The organism is Undibacterium umbellatum, assembly GCF_014284125.1.
Taxonomy (GTDB): domain Bacteria; phylum Pseudomonadota; class Gammaproteobacteria; order Burkholderiales; family Burkholderiaceae_D; genus Undibacterium; species Undibacterium umbellatum.
On record NZ_JACOFX010000001.1, the window covers coordinates 808853 to 822806 of the forward strand.

Annotated in this window: 12 protein-coding genes; 7 read left to right on the forward strand and 5 right to left on the reverse strand. The window is 47.0% G+C overall.

Annotated features, from left to right (window positions below):
• Positions 1–3: 3 nt before the first annotated feature.
• The 3 genes from earP to H8L47_RS03795 all read left to right on the forward strand — a co-directional run bounded on the left by earP (position 4) and on the right by H8L47_RS03795 (position 4616).
• Complete coding sequence (gene earP, locus H8L47_RS03785) at positions 4–1200, forward strand: elongation factor P maturation arginine rhamnosyltransferase EarP (protein WP_186951859.1); 1197 nt, start codon at positions 4–6, stop codon at positions 1198–1200.
• 115 nt (positions 1201–1315) lie between these two features.
• On the forward strand, positions 1316–1891 hold the full coding sequence (locus H8L47_RS03790) for an elongation factor P (RefSeq protein WP_186951860.1): 576 nt from the start codon (positions 1316–1318) through the stop codon (positions 1889–1891).
• Positions 1892–2228: 337 nt separating this feature from the next.
• Positions 2229–4616, forward strand: coding sequence for a fused MFS/spermidine synthase (locus tag H8L47_RS03795; RefSeq protein WP_186951861.1), 2388 nt, complete (start codon positions 2229–2231; stop codon positions 4614–4616).
• 82 nt (positions 4617–4698) lie between these two features.
• Here H8L47_RS03795 and H8L47_RS03800 read toward each other — a convergent pair whose 3' ends face one another.
• Genes H8L47_RS03800 through H8L47_RS03810 form a run of 3 tightly spaced genes read right to left on the reverse strand, consistent with a single transcriptional unit; the run spans position 4699 to position 7229 of the window.
• Positions 4699–5511 (reverse strand): MetQ/NlpA family ABC transporter substrate-binding protein, encoded by an 813-nt coding sequence (locus tag H8L47_RS03800; RefSeq protein WP_186951862.1) that lies wholly within the window; start codon positions 5509–5511, stop codon positions 4699–4701.
• Positions 5512–5538: 27 nt separating this feature from the next.
• A complete protein-coding gene (locus H8L47_RS03805; protein WP_186951863.1) occupies positions 5539–6198 on the reverse strand; it encodes a methionine ABC transporter permease in 660 nt (219 codons plus the stop codon).
• Positions 6198–7229 (reverse strand): methionine ABC transporter ATP-binding protein, encoded by a 1032-nt coding sequence (locus tag H8L47_RS03810; RefSeq protein WP_186951864.1) that lies wholly within the window; start codon positions 7227–7229, stop codon positions 6198–6200. The genes H8L47_RS03805 and H8L47_RS03810 overlap by 1 nt, the downstream gene beginning before the upstream one ends.
• Positions 7230–7502: 273 nt before the next feature.
• On the opposite strand from H8L47_RS03810, the gene H8L47_RS03815 reads away from it, so the two are divergent.
• Positions 7503–7796, forward strand: a complete 294-nt coding sequence (locus H8L47_RS03815) for a hypothetical protein (protein ID WP_186951865.1) — start codon at positions 7503–7505, stop codon at positions 7794–7796.
• Positions 7797–7990: 194 nt separating this feature from the next.
• The gene (locus H8L47_RS03820) at positions 7991–9556 is read left to right on the forward strand and encodes an ABC transporter substrate-binding protein (RefSeq protein WP_186951866.1); all 1566 of its coding nucleotides are present in this window, start codon (positions 7991–7993) and stop codon (positions 9554–9556) included.
• 25 nt (positions 9557–9581) lie between these two features.
• Here H8L47_RS03820 and H8L47_RS03825 read toward each other — a convergent pair whose 3' ends face one another.
• Together H8L47_RS03825 and H8L47_RS03830 are read right to left on the reverse strand one after the other, a co-directional pair.
• Positions 9582–9995 carry a bacteriohemerythrin gene (locus tag H8L47_RS03825; protein WP_186951867.1) on the reverse strand — a complete coding sequence of 138 codons (414 nt, stop codon included), beginning with the start codon at positions 9993–9995 and terminating at the stop codon, positions 9582–9584.
• Positions 9996–10100: 105 nt separating this feature from the next.
• Positions 10101–11663 (reverse strand): thioredoxin family protein, encoded by a 1563-nt coding sequence (locus H8L47_RS03830; protein WP_186951868.1) that lies wholly within the window; start codon positions 11661–11663, stop codon positions 10101–10103.
• 239 nt (positions 11664–11902) lie between these two features.
• Here H8L47_RS03830 and H8L47_RS03835 point away from each other — a divergent pair, with 239 nt between their 5' ends.
• Together H8L47_RS03835 and H8L47_RS03840 are read left to right on the forward strand one after the other, a co-directional pair.
• Positions 11903–12427: a DUF2846 domain-containing protein gene (locus tag H8L47_RS03835; protein WP_222616381.1), complete on the forward strand. Its 525-nt coding sequence runs from the start codon at positions 11903–11905 to the stop codon at positions 12425–12427.
• 432 nt (positions 12428–12859) lie between these two features.
• Positions 12860–13912, forward strand: a complete 1053-nt coding sequence (locus tag H8L47_RS03840; RefSeq protein WP_186951870.1) for a sulfate ABC transporter substrate-binding protein — start codon at positions 12860–12862, stop codon at positions 13910–13912.
• The last annotated feature ends 42 nt before the right edge of the window (positions 13913–13954 follow it).

A 13954-nucleotide genomic window follows, 5' to 3' on the forward strand; every position in this document is an offset into this window, starting at 1 on the left:
GCAATGCATTTAACAGAAATAAATACAAACTCCCAAGCAAAATCTTTGGCCCTGTTTTGCAAGGTCGTCGATAACTTTGGCGATATAGGCATTTGCTGGCGCATGGCCAGGCAACTGCAGCAAGAACATGGTATCGCCGTCACGCTATGGGTAGATGATTTGCGCAGCTTCCAGCGCATCTGCCCGCAAGTTACTACAGATACCGAAATACAGGAAATCGCTGGTGTCACCGTCAGGCATTGGCGCGATCAACAAGGCTCATTCACGGTTGCCGATATTGCCGACATCGTCATCGAGTTTTTTGCCTGCGACATACCGCCAGACTATATTCAAGCCATGGCAAAGTGCGAGCAACGGCCAGTCTGGCTCAATCTTGAAGGCCTGACAGCCGAAGAGTGGGTGGAAGGCTGCCATACCCTGCCCTCGCCTCATCCGTCTTTACCATTGACCAAGCATTTCTTCTTCCCCGGGTTCAATAGCAAAACTGGCGGTCTGCTGCGCGAAGCCCGCCTGGATAGTGAACGTACAGCATTTCAATCAGATCCAGAGGCCATGACAGCATTTCTGCAGCAATTGGGGCTGACTGAAGCTGAGATCAGTAACACAAAAGTATCGCTGTTTTGCTACCCGCATGCGCCGGTAGCAGATTTACTCGAAGCATGGCAAAGCGCAGATACACCTGTCACCTGCCTGGTGCCTGAAGGTGTCGCCGCTGAAACCGTAGAAACATATTTGGGACAAGCCGCCAAAGCAGGTGCCAGCGTAATCCATGGTGGATTAACAGTCCGCGTCTTGCCATTCATACCGCAAACCGATTACGATAAATTGCTGTGGGCTTGCGATATCAACTTTGTCCGTGGTGAAGACTCATTCGTCCGTGCCCAGTGGGCCAACAGACCCTTCATCTGGCATATCTATCCCCAGGATAAAAATCTGCATCATAAGAAGTTGAATGCATTTTTAAAAACCGCTACATCTGCAACTGCCAGCCTGGCTGCCTTGTCACACGCGTGGAATGCAGTAAGCCATTCCCCCTTGGACTGGACAGAAATATGGCAAGACTTTCAAGTGGATTTGCCTGAAATTGCACGGCTTTCTGGCATCTGGCAGGAAAAATTGCAAGAAAATGGGGATATGACGAGCAATTTATTGAAGTTCGTCAACGCAGTAAAGGTGGCAAGCCAAAAAGATGCAGTATAATGTTGGGTTAATTTTTAACCTGTTTTAAATCTCAATCAAACGTGGGCTTGCGGTGATTTTTTGCCAGTAGGCAACAGATGATTTTTACGCAACCTACTTTTTACGTATACTCGCTATGAAATTTGCAAAAGAAATTCGTGTTGGCAACATCATTATGGTCGACAGCAAACCAATGATCGTATTGCGCTCTGATGTCAATGGTTCCAGCCGTACAGGTTTCACTTACAAGTGGAAAATGAAAAACCTGTTGACCAACAGCCCACAAGAAAACGTCTTCCGTGGCGACGACAAGTTTGACGTAGTTGTATTGGACAAAAAGCCAGTTACTTATTCTTACTTCGCTGACCCACTGTTCGTATTCATGGACCAAGAATACAACCAGTATGAAATCGAAGCAGAAAACATGGGCGATTCCCTGAATTACCTGAAAGATGGCATGGAATGCGAAGCCGTATTCTATGACGGCAAAGCGATCTCTGTTGAATTGCCAACGACCATTGTTCGCCAGATCATTTATTCTGAGCCAGCAGTCAAAGGTAATACTTCAGGCAACGTACTGAAAGAAGCCAAGATCGAAAACGCAATCGAAGAAAATTGCCATATCGTTCAAGTGCCACTGTTCGTCAGCCAGGACGACATGATCGAAATCGATACACGCACTAATGAATACAAAAAAGTCGTACGTAACTAAGACGTAATTACTTTGTAAAAAAAAGCCGCTGAATACAGCGGCTTTTTTTCGCCCAAAATCATTACATTACCATTTCAGCGCCGTCACCTTCACCGGATTTACTGCAAGGAAAAAGAATTTACCAGTCAAATCTAGACCACTCAAAGACTTCAGATAACAATCAAAGCTCAGATAGATAGCTCGTCATAATTTATTCATTTGACAATATTTGCCACGACCCCTAATATTTTATTATTTCTTACTATTATTTGCTTAAAAATATTCCAGTCACGATATGAACAGCAAATATTAGACTTCACCAACAAGCGCCTGGATGACGCTCATTATCAAAATACCCGTGAAAAAAATAAACACGCTGTTCGGAATTTTCTTTGCCTCTGGTTTTGCTGCGCTTGCTTACCAGATTTATTTCGCGAAAAAACTTGCCCTGGTATTTGGCAGCCAGTCCAGCGCTACTTATACTGTGCTGGCAATTTACATGACGGGCATGGCAATCGGTGCAGCCATAGGTGCTGGTCTGGCGAAACGCACGCGTTTTCCTGTACGGATGTATGCAATCGCAGAATTGGCCATCGCTTTATACTGTTTGTGTACGCCCTACATATTTTCATTAGCACATGATATCTATCTGATGATTGCAGTCGGCTATAGGCCTGATTCCAGTTCCCTCGTCATTTATCAGGTTTTACTGGGCGCACTGGTCTTGCTTTTCCCGACCATCTTGATGGGTCTGACCTTTCCCTTATTGGTAAAAGCCGCAGCAGACAGCAAATCCTGCATCGCCTCCATCTCCGGGTTTTATTCCGCCAATACTTTTGGAGCTGCGTCTGGTGCTTTGTTATCCGGCTACCTGATCATTCCAGCTCTGGGCATGAATGGCACGCTTTGGCTTTCCTCGGCAATAGATATCCTGGTCGCCGTACTGGGTTTCTTGTTGGTCAGTGAAGCAAAAACTTCAAATGACCTGCCAGCAAAAGTACATGAGCAAGCAGATCCACATGTACACGGATCACATCGCTTTGGCCTACTTGTCTTGCTTGTCGTCGGCGCACTCACAATGATGATGGAAGTCTCGACCATCCACTTGCTGGCGGTAGTCATAGGCAACAGTACCTATGCATTTTCTCTTATGCTGACCTGCTTCCTTGCTGGCTTGGCACTAGGTGGGCGATATGCAGGAAAGGCATCCAGACGTTCAGCCAATGAACATTTGAATGAAGCTTTGTTCTTGCTGACCTGCACCATCTTGTGCTCTACATTCATGTGGCAGCTTTCTTCCCTGTATTTTTTTGCCCTGGCACAAATTACCGTTCCACACTCATTCTGGTTACGCGAATTTTTGCGAGCCATTCCTGCCATCATCATTGCCCTGCCACCGGCATTCGCCATCGGTGCTCTTTACCCTGTCAGTATGAACATAGCATCCAGAGGGCAGCATGATAGTATAGGTTTTCCTTCAGCCATTAACACCTTGGGTAACATCGCCGGAGTATTGCTGGCGGGATTTGTGCTCTTGCCTGCCATCGGTGGATTTCATACCAGTTTGCTATGCGGCATTGTCGCTTTCGTGTTGCTGCTGATTTCCACCTGGAATACGCGCGATAAATCTGCTCCGGCATTTCAGCAGTATGGCAGCGCCATTGCCGCCTCAGTGCTACTGATTGCATGCCCCAAACAACTGGACTTGAATGTTATCGCCACCGGCATCAATACATACTTCAGACCTCCGTATTACGCAGGCTGGAAAATGATAGAGCATGCAGAAAGTGCAGATGGCGGCCTGACTGCAGTCATGGCACAGAACATCGAAGGTATAGAATTTAAAACCTTGACTACCAATGGCAAGTTCCAGGGAAACAATGCCATGAAAAGTGGCAGTGAAATGGCCGCACAAACAGGCTATGGGCTTATTCCCATGCTCCACCTGAGCAATTATGATAAGGCCCTGCTAATAGGATATGGAACGGGCGTAACCGCGATGGCGATACATGAATCCGGCTTCAAATCCATGAACATCGTTGACCTTAGCCGTGACTTGGTGAATATTTCCAATCGGCATTTTGCCGACGTTAATCAGCATGTTGCGTCACAAACTGGAGTATCTTTTTTTTACACAGATGGCAGAAACTATTTATCACTGACTCAAGACAAATATGATCTGATCGCTATACAACTCACGTCCATCTGGTTTGCTGGTGCTGCCTCACTTTACAACCAGGAATTTTATGCCTTGGCCGCAAGCAAACTTGCCCAAGAGGGCGTTTTAAAACAATGGTTTCAACTAAAGCATATGTCAAAACGAGATTTGGGAGTCATGATCGCCAGTGCAGCCCAAACGTTTCGCTATGTCTGGGTGTATGCAGTAGGTACACAAGGTGTCATGATTACCAGTAATAGTCCAAGTGCATTTCCAAATAGCCAAAAGGAAGAACGTCTGCGCTCCATGGACACGAACGCGAAGATCAGAGCATATCTTGATCTATATCCAAATGGGGTAGGAAGCATACCTGAAGCACTTGTACTGACTCCTGAGCAAGTCCGGTTCATGATTTCATCCAGGGAATTGCTGCTATCCAACGATAACAATCTCTTACTAGAATACAGCACGCCAAAAGGCAATGCGATGAAAGACGCTGATTTTCGAGACAATCTTGATTATCTGAAAAGCTTTGCGTCTAAACCATCACTAAAGCAGGCAGCAACCGAACCAGCATTAATGAACTGAGAGCAACTAACAAAAACTGGTTTAAAAACGAAACAGCCCTGCAAAAGAATGTTGCAGGGCTGTTTCCTTCATCAGCAAACTATTAAAAAGCCGGTACGACCGCGCCCTTGTATTTCTCTTCGATGAATTTTTTGACTTCTGGTGAATTCAATGCGGCAACCAGTTTTTTGAATGCCGGACTGTTTTTATTGTCTTCACGTGCCACCAGTAAATTCGCATATGGGGAATTTGCATCTTCGATAAACAGCGAGTCTTTCACAGGATTGAGTTTCGCTTCAATCGCATAATTGGTATTGATCAAAGCCAAATCAACCTGGTTCAATACACGTGGCAGAGTCGCCGCTTCCAGCTCTTTGAATTTCAGTTTCTTAGGGTTTTCAATAATATCTTTTTGAGTGGCCGAGATATTTTTTGGGTCCTTCAATTTCACCAAACCCTGTTTGGCCAGCAACAACAAGGCACGACCAGAATTGGATGGATCATTCGGGATAGCGACTGTTGCACCATCAGGTAAATCAGCCAGTTTTTTGTACTTGCTTGAGTAGGCAGCGAAGGGTTCTACGTGCACCTTGGCGATAGGCACTTCGATATCGTTCTTGTGGTTTTTCTTGAATTCGTTCAGGTAAGGCTGATGCAAAAAGAAATTGCCGTCCAGGTGTTTTTCATTGACTTGTACTGCTGGCTGTATGTAGTCGGTGAATACTTTCACTTTCAAATCCACACCTTCTTTAGCCAGTTTTGGCTTGATAAATTCCAGTATCTCTGCATGTGGCACAGGGCTGGCAGCAATGTGTAAAGTTTCCACCGCAAATACTGTTGCTGGTGCAAACACAGCAGCGGCTGCCAGACTGCCTGCCAGGATAAGAGAGAAACGACGTTTCAGGTTCAAAGACATATAGACTCCAATTTAAAAAATATAAACTTACTTACGTGTGAATTTCAAAACCAGCTTGTCACCTGCAAATTGCAGCAACTGCACCAGTACAATCAAAATAAATACCGTGACCACCATGACCTCAGTCTGGAAACGCTGGTAACCATAGCGCAGGGCCAGATCACCCAGCCCACCTCCGCCGATCACTCCCGACATGGCCGCATATGACACCAGAGCTATCGTGGTCACCGTTGCAGCAGCCAGCAAACCAGGCAAAGCTTCAGGTAATAAGGCATGCCAAATAATTTGCCAGGTCTTGGCACCCATGGCCTGGCAGGCTTCGATAATTCCTTTATCCACTTCACGCAAAACGTTTTCTACCAGCCGCGCAAAGAATGGTGTCGTGCCTATCACCAGCGGCGGTATCGTGCCTGGCACACCCAGCGATGTTCCCATCAATATCAGCGTGAAAGGGATCAGTACAATCAGCAGAATAATGAAAGGGATGGAGCGCAAAATATTCACCACAACAGATAACACCCCGTAGAGAAAACCCTGCTCCAGCAATTGTTTTTTACCTGTCAAAAATAGCAACACACCCAGAGGCAAACCCAGCAACACTGTGAATAGCAGTGAGGCACCTGTCATGGTCAAAGTATCGAGTGTCGCCAGTGCGATATCACCCCAGTCAATTTGAGAGAAATCCATCAATGTACTCCTGCCGCTGCGTTGATTCTTGCGACCCTGACACCTGCATTGACGAGTAAATTCTCCACAGTCTCAGACTGCTCTTGCGTGCTATGCAATTCAACCAGCAACTGTCCATACGGCGTATTCTTAATGCGCCCGATCACCCCTTGCAAGATGGCGATATCAATTTTGGTTTGCGCTGCAATGCGGGTCATAATGGGTTCATGCGTGCTGGTGCCGACATAACTCAGGCGCAGCAAATGACGGCCTGGATCTTGGTCACTGCGTTCCAGCGCTGACAAATCCAGGGCCTGATTTTCAGCAACCAGGCTCTGCGTTACCTCATGCTGAGGGTGCAGGAAGACATCGACTACATCACCCAGTTCAACAATTTCACCAGCATCAATAACTGCTACCTTGTCGCAGATCGTGCGTATCACCTGCATTTCGTGTGTAATCAAAACGATGGTCAGTCCCAGCTTTTGATTGATATCCAATAGCAGGCGCAAGATGGCTTGCGTAGTCTCAGGATCAAGTGCCGAAGTCGCCTCATCGCACAACAAAAGATGCGGATAATTTGCCAGCGCACGGGCAATCCCCACTCTCTGCTTTTGTCCACCCGATAATTGTGAAGGATACTTATTACCTTGATCTTGCAAACCCACCAGTTCAAGCAATTCAATGACTCTTGCCTGAATTTCCTGCGCTGTATATTTCCCGCTCAGCTTGAGGGGAAAGGCGATATTTTCAGAGACGGTTTTTGCATACAGTAGATTAAAATGCTGGAACACCATACCTATGCGCTGACGCAAATTGTGTAACTGCGGCCCGTCAAAAGCAGTAATGTCTTCGCCTTCTATCCACACCTTGCCCTGGCTGGGGCGCTCCAGTAAATTCAATGTGCGCAGCAAGGTACTCTTGCCTGCCCCAGAACGGCCTATGATGCCAAAAATTTGTCCTTTATTAATTTCCAGATTGATATTATTGAGGGCCAAAACATCCTCGCCGTTGACCTTGTAATACTTAGCTAATTGCTCAATTCGTAACACTGATTTCCCAAACAAAATATATAACCGATGGGGAGCACTGTATCGAAAGGAACCGAGCTTTTCCAATCATATAATCGAATTTGTATATACAAAAAAATGTCTAAAGTAAGACGAAAATCGAACGAAAAATAAATCATTAACTTGCCCGTCATCAAGTTTTCCTAAAGCAATAAATATGAATTTGTGTTTAAATCGCTTGAATATTCCAGGCCTGACTACTATGTTGGAATAAGTTTCAATCTACGCTCCAAGTGAGCAAAAGCGAGTGCGATAATGGTGACTTCAATCAATTCTTCCAGTTCAGCGCAAACCCAGCAGCTACTTCAGCAAGCTGCAGAAGCGCGCGCAAAACAAAATAGCGAAACCATAGGTGCGGCACCAGACCGCGATTCCGGTAAGGTTGATGCGATCGCTGACGCAAAACGGGTCACAGATGCGCAAGCTACGCAGCAAGCGCAGTTGAAGCAAAACGCAGCGAAGCAACCGGAACCACCGCCGGAGCAACCCAAGCCTGTGGTCAATACCAGTGGCCAGATAACAGGAACAAGGATTAATACTACAGCCTGAATTTGCGTTACCCTCAAAAACCGCCAGCGGAAATGCATGGCGGTTTTTTATTGTCCAAACCTGTCATAAGCTCATAAATAAAGATTATTTGCAATCAAGACAAGTGCTCAGCACATAATGGCGGTGAATGCTAAGCTCTGTATCTGTGCGCTATCCAACAGTGCTTGCAAATAAACAAGGTAATAATGCAATTTATGAATAAGAAAAATCTACTCGCCACCTCCATCGCTGCATTGTTAATGACAACGGTCAGCTTCAGTTTTGCTGCGAATTTAAAAATTGGTCTGGCAGCGGACATCAATTCTTTGGACCCGCATTATTTCAATAGCGGCCCGAATAACGCCATGGCATCACACTTGTTTGAGGCGCTGGTGAGCGTGGATGCTGACGGACGTATCGCACCAGGCCTGGCTTTGTCCTGGAAAGCGATCAATCCCACTACCTGGGAATTCAAATTGCGCCAAGGCGTGAAATTTCATGATGGTAGCGAGATGACTGCAGACGATGTGGTGTTTTCTCTCGACCGGCCAGCACAGATAAAGAACAGCCCCGGTCCCTATACCAGCTACACCAAGCAAATCATTGCCAAACAGATTATTGATCCATATACCGTGCGCCTGAAGACAGCGAGTGCATATGGCCCACTGCCGCTGGACATGAGTTCTGTCTTTATTGTTTCAAAAAAGGCCGCATTACAGGCGAGCACCGATGATTTCAATAGCGGCAAGTCCACAATAGGCACTGGCCCGTATAAATTCGCCAATTTCAAGCGTGGTGATGTCGTTGAATTGACGAAAAACGATGCTTACTGGGGCGAGAAATCGGCCTGGAATAAAGTTTCCTTCCGTATCATCACTGCAGGCGCGCCACGGATGGCGGCCCTGCTTTCTGGCGATGTTGATGCCATAGAAAGTATCCCTCCGGCAGATTTAAGCAAGCTGAAAAGTAATGCCAAATTCAAGCTGGAACAAAAGGTTTCGTGGCGCACCCTGTTCTGGCATCTGGATCACCAGGCCAGGGTCTCACCTTATATTACTGACAAGGCAGGCAAACCGCTGACGACCAATCCGCTGAAGGACATTCGTGTGCGCAAGGCCATCGCCAAGGCCATCAACCGCGCCGCATTGACTGACCGCATTTTGGAAGGCCTGGCAGTACCTGCATCCAACCTCGTCGCACCTGGCGTGTTTGGTTATGACGATAGTTTGAAGGTGGAAGCGTATGACCCGGAAGGAGCAAAAAAATTGCTGGCAGAAGCCGGTTATCCGAATGGCTTTGCCATCGCCCTGCACGGGCCGAATAATCGCTATATCAATGATGAACAAATAGTACAGACCGTAGCACAGTTCCTCAGCAAGGTGGGTATACAAGCCAGAGTAGAAACTCAACCACTGGCTGTCTACTTTCCTAAAGCGGCGAAAGGTGATTACAGCATGGCCTTGCTGGGCTGGGGTTCGCTGGCGGGTGACTTTGCCTTGCGTACAGTGCTGGGCACCGTCAATGCGGAAAATGGCTGGGGTAGCTGGAACTGGGGCAAATACAGTAATCGTGCATTGGACGAAGCGGTAGAATCATCCCTGGCGTCGACTGAAGCCGATAAACGCGAAGCCTTTGCAAAAAAAGCTGCTGCAATCGCCCTGCAAGACTATGCGATCATCCCCCTGCATCACCAATATGCAAGCTGGGCATTGCGCAAAGGCTTGAAATACAAGGCAAGGACGGATGAATTTACTTTTGCCCATCAGTTCAGGCCAGAGTAAAAACGGTAATTGGTGCTGGCTCAGTTCACAAGTGATCCAGCCCACGCTCTTTGGCTGCTGCAGCAAGTTGCCTGTCATTGCGATGGATATGATGGGTGAGCCAGAAACGCAATAATTCAGCAGTATCCGTGGCAACAGTATGCGCACCTTTGTTCAAAGCTTCTTGCAAAACCAGGACCTGAGCAATCAGTTTTTTGTGCAATGCTTTATGCGCTAGCTGGTCAGGGTAATTCATATACTCCATGAGCATTTCTTCACGCTGGAAATGTTCTTGTGTATAGCTCAGCAAATTATCCAGAATACGACAAATAAGAGCTGCATCCCTGCCATCGCTAGCCGCTAGGTGCAGGCTATTGACCAATTCTATCAATTCCTGATGATCACGGTCTATCAAGGTGTTGCCCACGCTTAAACCCTCATCCCATTGAAAAAAGTCCACGGCCATTCTCACTCAGGTTCAAGCAACTTGTTTATCCAATAAAAAATCCTGCAGCACCACTGCCGCAGGACTCATCTTAACTCAAATTCCTTGCTGTTATATCGTTCAAGACTTATTCAAGACACCCTGGCAAACAGACTTTTGTGGATCGTTCGCTGGCAACTTGTTGCAAATGCCATCGAGTTGTGTGCGCACTTTCTGGTAGGTGACTTGATGCTTCCCCTCTTTATTCCAGTCTGTGAGCTTTTTACCCATTTTTTCAAGGTAGGCACGATTGCGCTCATAGAAAGCATTGTCCACTTTGGCGGCTTCACCGAAGACACTTTGCACGGCTTTTTCTATTCGCGCATCATCATTCGGTGCCAGATCAACCAAATTGCTGACATAGTTGGAACCCCATTGCAAACGGGTGGCAGGCCCTTTGGCTGCGTTATAAGCCTGCTCATACCAGTTTGCGGCAGCCACTTTGTCACCACGTTTTTTGGCATTTGAACCGAGAGTGGACATGAAATAATACGGCGAATGTGAACGCTTGAGTTCGGCCTTGAGCAAAGTATCGGAATCATCCAGCAAGCCGGCGCCACCCAGTGCATAGGCAGCGGCATTGACGACGGACTGGCGCTCATACGCATCGCTGGTAGCTTTCTCTATCAAGCCCACACGCTTTTGCACCTCTTTTTGCAGAGCTGCTTCAGGCTTGGCATTGTCCAGGCTGGCCAGGGATACTTGGGCAATGATTGCGCCCAGCCTGTCGGTTTTGGAAATACTGGCATCATCGGCCAGTTTGACCAGGGCTGCATTCCAGGCATTGACCAGTTTAATGCGCTGCTCTGATTTGCTGGTGGTCAAAAATTCGGTTATTTCTTTTGCACCATTCGACAGCAAGTCCATGTTGTCCCGTGCTGTTTTTTGATCTGCAATGGCTTTCAAGACTTTCTCTGTCGCCTGTGCCTTGTCTATCGTTGGCACGGTCTGGCCTGGCTTGGCAGAGGCTGCAGCATATATGCCGCGCAAGTACAGGCGTGTTGCATGCAAACCTGCGGGGCTGACCTCAGACAGCTTCAGCAAAGTGGGAACCAGTTCCTTGCCTGGAACAAGTTTTTGCTCTGGATCATCCCATGAATAGTCAGCCAGCAAACTCCAGTCTTCATCCTTGAGGTTTTTACTACCTGCCAGCGCCAGTTTCATCGTGTCCTGAACGGACAATGTGGTGTTCAATGCTTGGGTCAGAACTTGCAGATACCGCTCAGAATCCACTTCACCTGGCAGACGAGTGATTTCTGTGCCATCTGGTTTAAACAGGATCATGGTGGGATAACCACGCACCTTGAACTGCGAAGCAAACTTTTGCGCGCCTGGCGTGTCGCCATCCAGATAGACAGGAATAAAGTGGCGTGATTTATCGATGAATTCCTGACGATTGAAAATCGTTGCCTTAACCTGATTACAAGGCGGGCACCAGACTGCCCCCCAGTACAAAAACAAAGGCTTGTTGCTGGCCTTGGCCTGGGCAAAAGCCGCATCTACGTTATTGTCTTTGCGCCAGTCTATACCAGCATGTGCCGCCTGTGCAGAAGCGCTTGCCGCTTTACTGTCAGCCGCATAAGCTGGCAATGTTGCAATACATGTAGCCGATAAAGCCAACAACAGGGAGGAAATTATCTTCATGGATTTGGACCCGGGATAAATATATCAGGCAATCAGTGTAACAAAATTCATGCCCATGTTGTGCAGTCAACATACCCGGTTATCAGACTAATTTTGAGTATGCATATTTGTTCTTTACATAAATTACAGGCATCACTTAGCTAGGTAATTTACATATGACTTGGAGCGAATGAAGTTGCAATCGTTACTACTATCTGCTATTTTCGCGCACCCTTAACTTCATTCTCAACAGTTCTCATATGATGAAACGCATAACTATTCTATTGATCGCCATATTACTCACCGCCTGCGCGGCGAAAGGCCCTGCATATCAAGCAGCTAAAGCACCTGAAAATGGTAATGCCTTAGTCTATATATACCGAATAAATACTGCTGCTTTCGGTGCCAGAGATGCCTATTTTTACGTGGACAACAAAAACATCGCTGACTTGAGCGTAGAAGGATATACATGGTTTCATGTACCAGCAGGGGAGCATAAATTTGAACAGAAATGGCCCGTAGATACATTGGCCGGGAATCCTGTCAGGGCAAAATTGCAGCAGATTTTCACAAGGAAAGCTAACGAAGAGAATGCAAATAGGATGACCTTGAGCGAGGGCTATGTTAATTGGGAAGCTGGAAAAACCTATTACTATCGTTTGGCAACCGCTCTGCCTAGTGTATACCCCACGTTAACAATGCAATGGCTTTTGCAAGAAGTCACACCAGAGCAAGCCTTGCCAGAGTTAAAAAAATCGAAATTACAAAATTCTTTTATAAAATGATTGCTGCATAGTCTGAGGACAAAAACCTACAAGACAGGTATTTACTGCTTTTCAGAGTGTCCGAGTAAATCGGACCTCTTGATTAGACCTTGCATTGCACCACAAAATGTCTTGGTCACACTCATCCTATTTATGCAATTAGTTCTAGCTAAGGATTCAGCACACTACCTTCCTCAATCAACCTCAGTTGGCGCCGCTTGGTGCAATCAACAACACACATAATCAGAAATTTCTTAGCTCTATCATCCCCGCCAGGTGGCACTTTTTTCTGGAGGAGCTTTGATACATCCTGCCTCCGCAATGCCTGGCTTCTCTCATTTGTTTTTTAAAACTGCTGCTTATGCGCACTTCATCTAAGCAAGCACAAATTTCATCGTTCACAAGGCAGGCTTAATTGCGCATGATGTATCTTCTGAAACTGGAGAGCAAAAAATGAGCAAAATCGCACATGTGAAACAATTGATCGAACCCCGCCAACGCCAGCGCCGTAATACTTTCGCAGCCGCTTTGCTGATTGCAGGAGTTGGTCTGATCGCTGCCTACAAGCCCGCACAGGCAGCCACTGGCATCCTGAATGCATCCTACGACGTGACGCGGGAATTGTTCAAGGACATCAATCCTGCCTTTGTCGCTGACTGGAAAAAGAAAACAGGCGAAAGCATCAGCGTCAACCAGTCACACGGTGGCTCCAGCAAACAGGCACGCTCTGTCATTGATGGACTGGAAGCATCAGTAGTCACCATGAACCAGGCCAATGATATTGACATCCTGGCCGACAAGGGCTTGTTGCCGCAAGACTGGGCCAAACAATTCCCGAATAATGCAGCACCGTTTTATTCCACCATGGTGTTTTTGACGCGCAAGGGTAACCCAAAACATATCGCCAACTGGGACGACCTTGGCAAACCCGGCTTGAAAGTCATCATCCCCAATCCAAGAACATCTGGCAATGGCCGCTACAGCTACCTGGCCGCCTGGGGTTCGGTCATCAAGAATGGCGGCACAGAAGCACAAGCCAGGCAACTGGTGGAAAACTTGTTCAAGAATGTCCCGGTACTCGACGGTGGCGGACGTGGAGCCACGACCACCTTCACCCAGCGTGAAATTGGTGACGTACTGGTGACTTTTGAAAATGAAGTACAACTCGTGCGTCAGGAATTTGGAGAAAACTTCGAAGTAGTCTATCCAAAAATTTCCATTCTTGCAGAGTCCCCGGTCGCCGTCGTCGATAAAGTCGCAGACAAACTGGGCACCCGCAAAATTTCTACCGCCTACCTGCAATTCCTGTACACAGAAGCAGGCCAGGACCTGATCGCCAAGCACTACCTGCGCCCACGTTCAGAAGTCGCGGCAAAAAAATATGCGGCTTCTTTCAAGCCTGTGAATTTGTTTACTGTCGATGATGTATTCGGCGGCTGGAAACAAGCGCAGAAAAAGCACTTTGATGATGGCGGGGAATTTGACAAGATTTACATCAAAAAGTAAGCCAACAATAAAACTAAAGTAAGCAACACGACAGAAATCAGC

What these genes read in the sequence shown, in the direction of transcription:
- H8L47_RS03800 (WP_186951862.1), bottom strand. Translation starts at nt 5,511, where the DNA reads ATGTCTTTGAACCTGAAACGTCGTTTCTCTCTTATCCTGGCAGGCAGT.
- H8L47_RS03805 (WP_186951863.1), bottom strand. Translation starts at nt 6,198, where the DNA reads ATGGATTTCTCTCAAATTGACTGGGGTGATATCGCACTGGCGACACTC.
- H8L47_RS03830 (WP_186951868.1), bottom strand. Translation starts at nt 11,663, where the DNA reads ATGAAGATAATTTCCTCCCTGTTGTTGGCTTTATCGGCTACATGTATT.
- H8L47_RS03790 (WP_186951860.1), top strand. Translation starts at nt 1,316, where the DNA reads ATGAAATTTGCAAAAGAAATTCGTGTTGGCAACATCATTATGGTCGAC.
- earP (WP_186951859.1), top strand. Translation starts at nt 4, where the DNA reads ATGCATTTAACAGAAATAAATACAAACTCCCAAGCAAAATCTTTGGCC.
- H8L47_RS03835 (WP_222616381.1), top strand. Translation starts at nt 11,903, where the DNA reads ATGATGAAACGCATAACTATTCTATTGATCGCCATATTACTCACCGCC.
- H8L47_RS03820 (WP_186951866.1), top strand. Translation starts at nt 7,991, where the DNA reads ATGAATAAGAAAAATCTACTCGCCACCTCCATCGCTGCATTGTTAATG.
- H8L47_RS03840 (WP_186951870.1), top strand. Translation starts at nt 12,860, where the DNA reads ATGAGCAAAATCGCACATGTGAAACAATTGATCGAACCCCGCCAACGC.
- H8L47_RS03815 (WP_186951865.1), top strand. Translation starts at nt 7,503, where the DNA reads ATGGTGACTTCAATCAATTCTTCCAGTTCAGCGCAAACCCAGCAGCTA.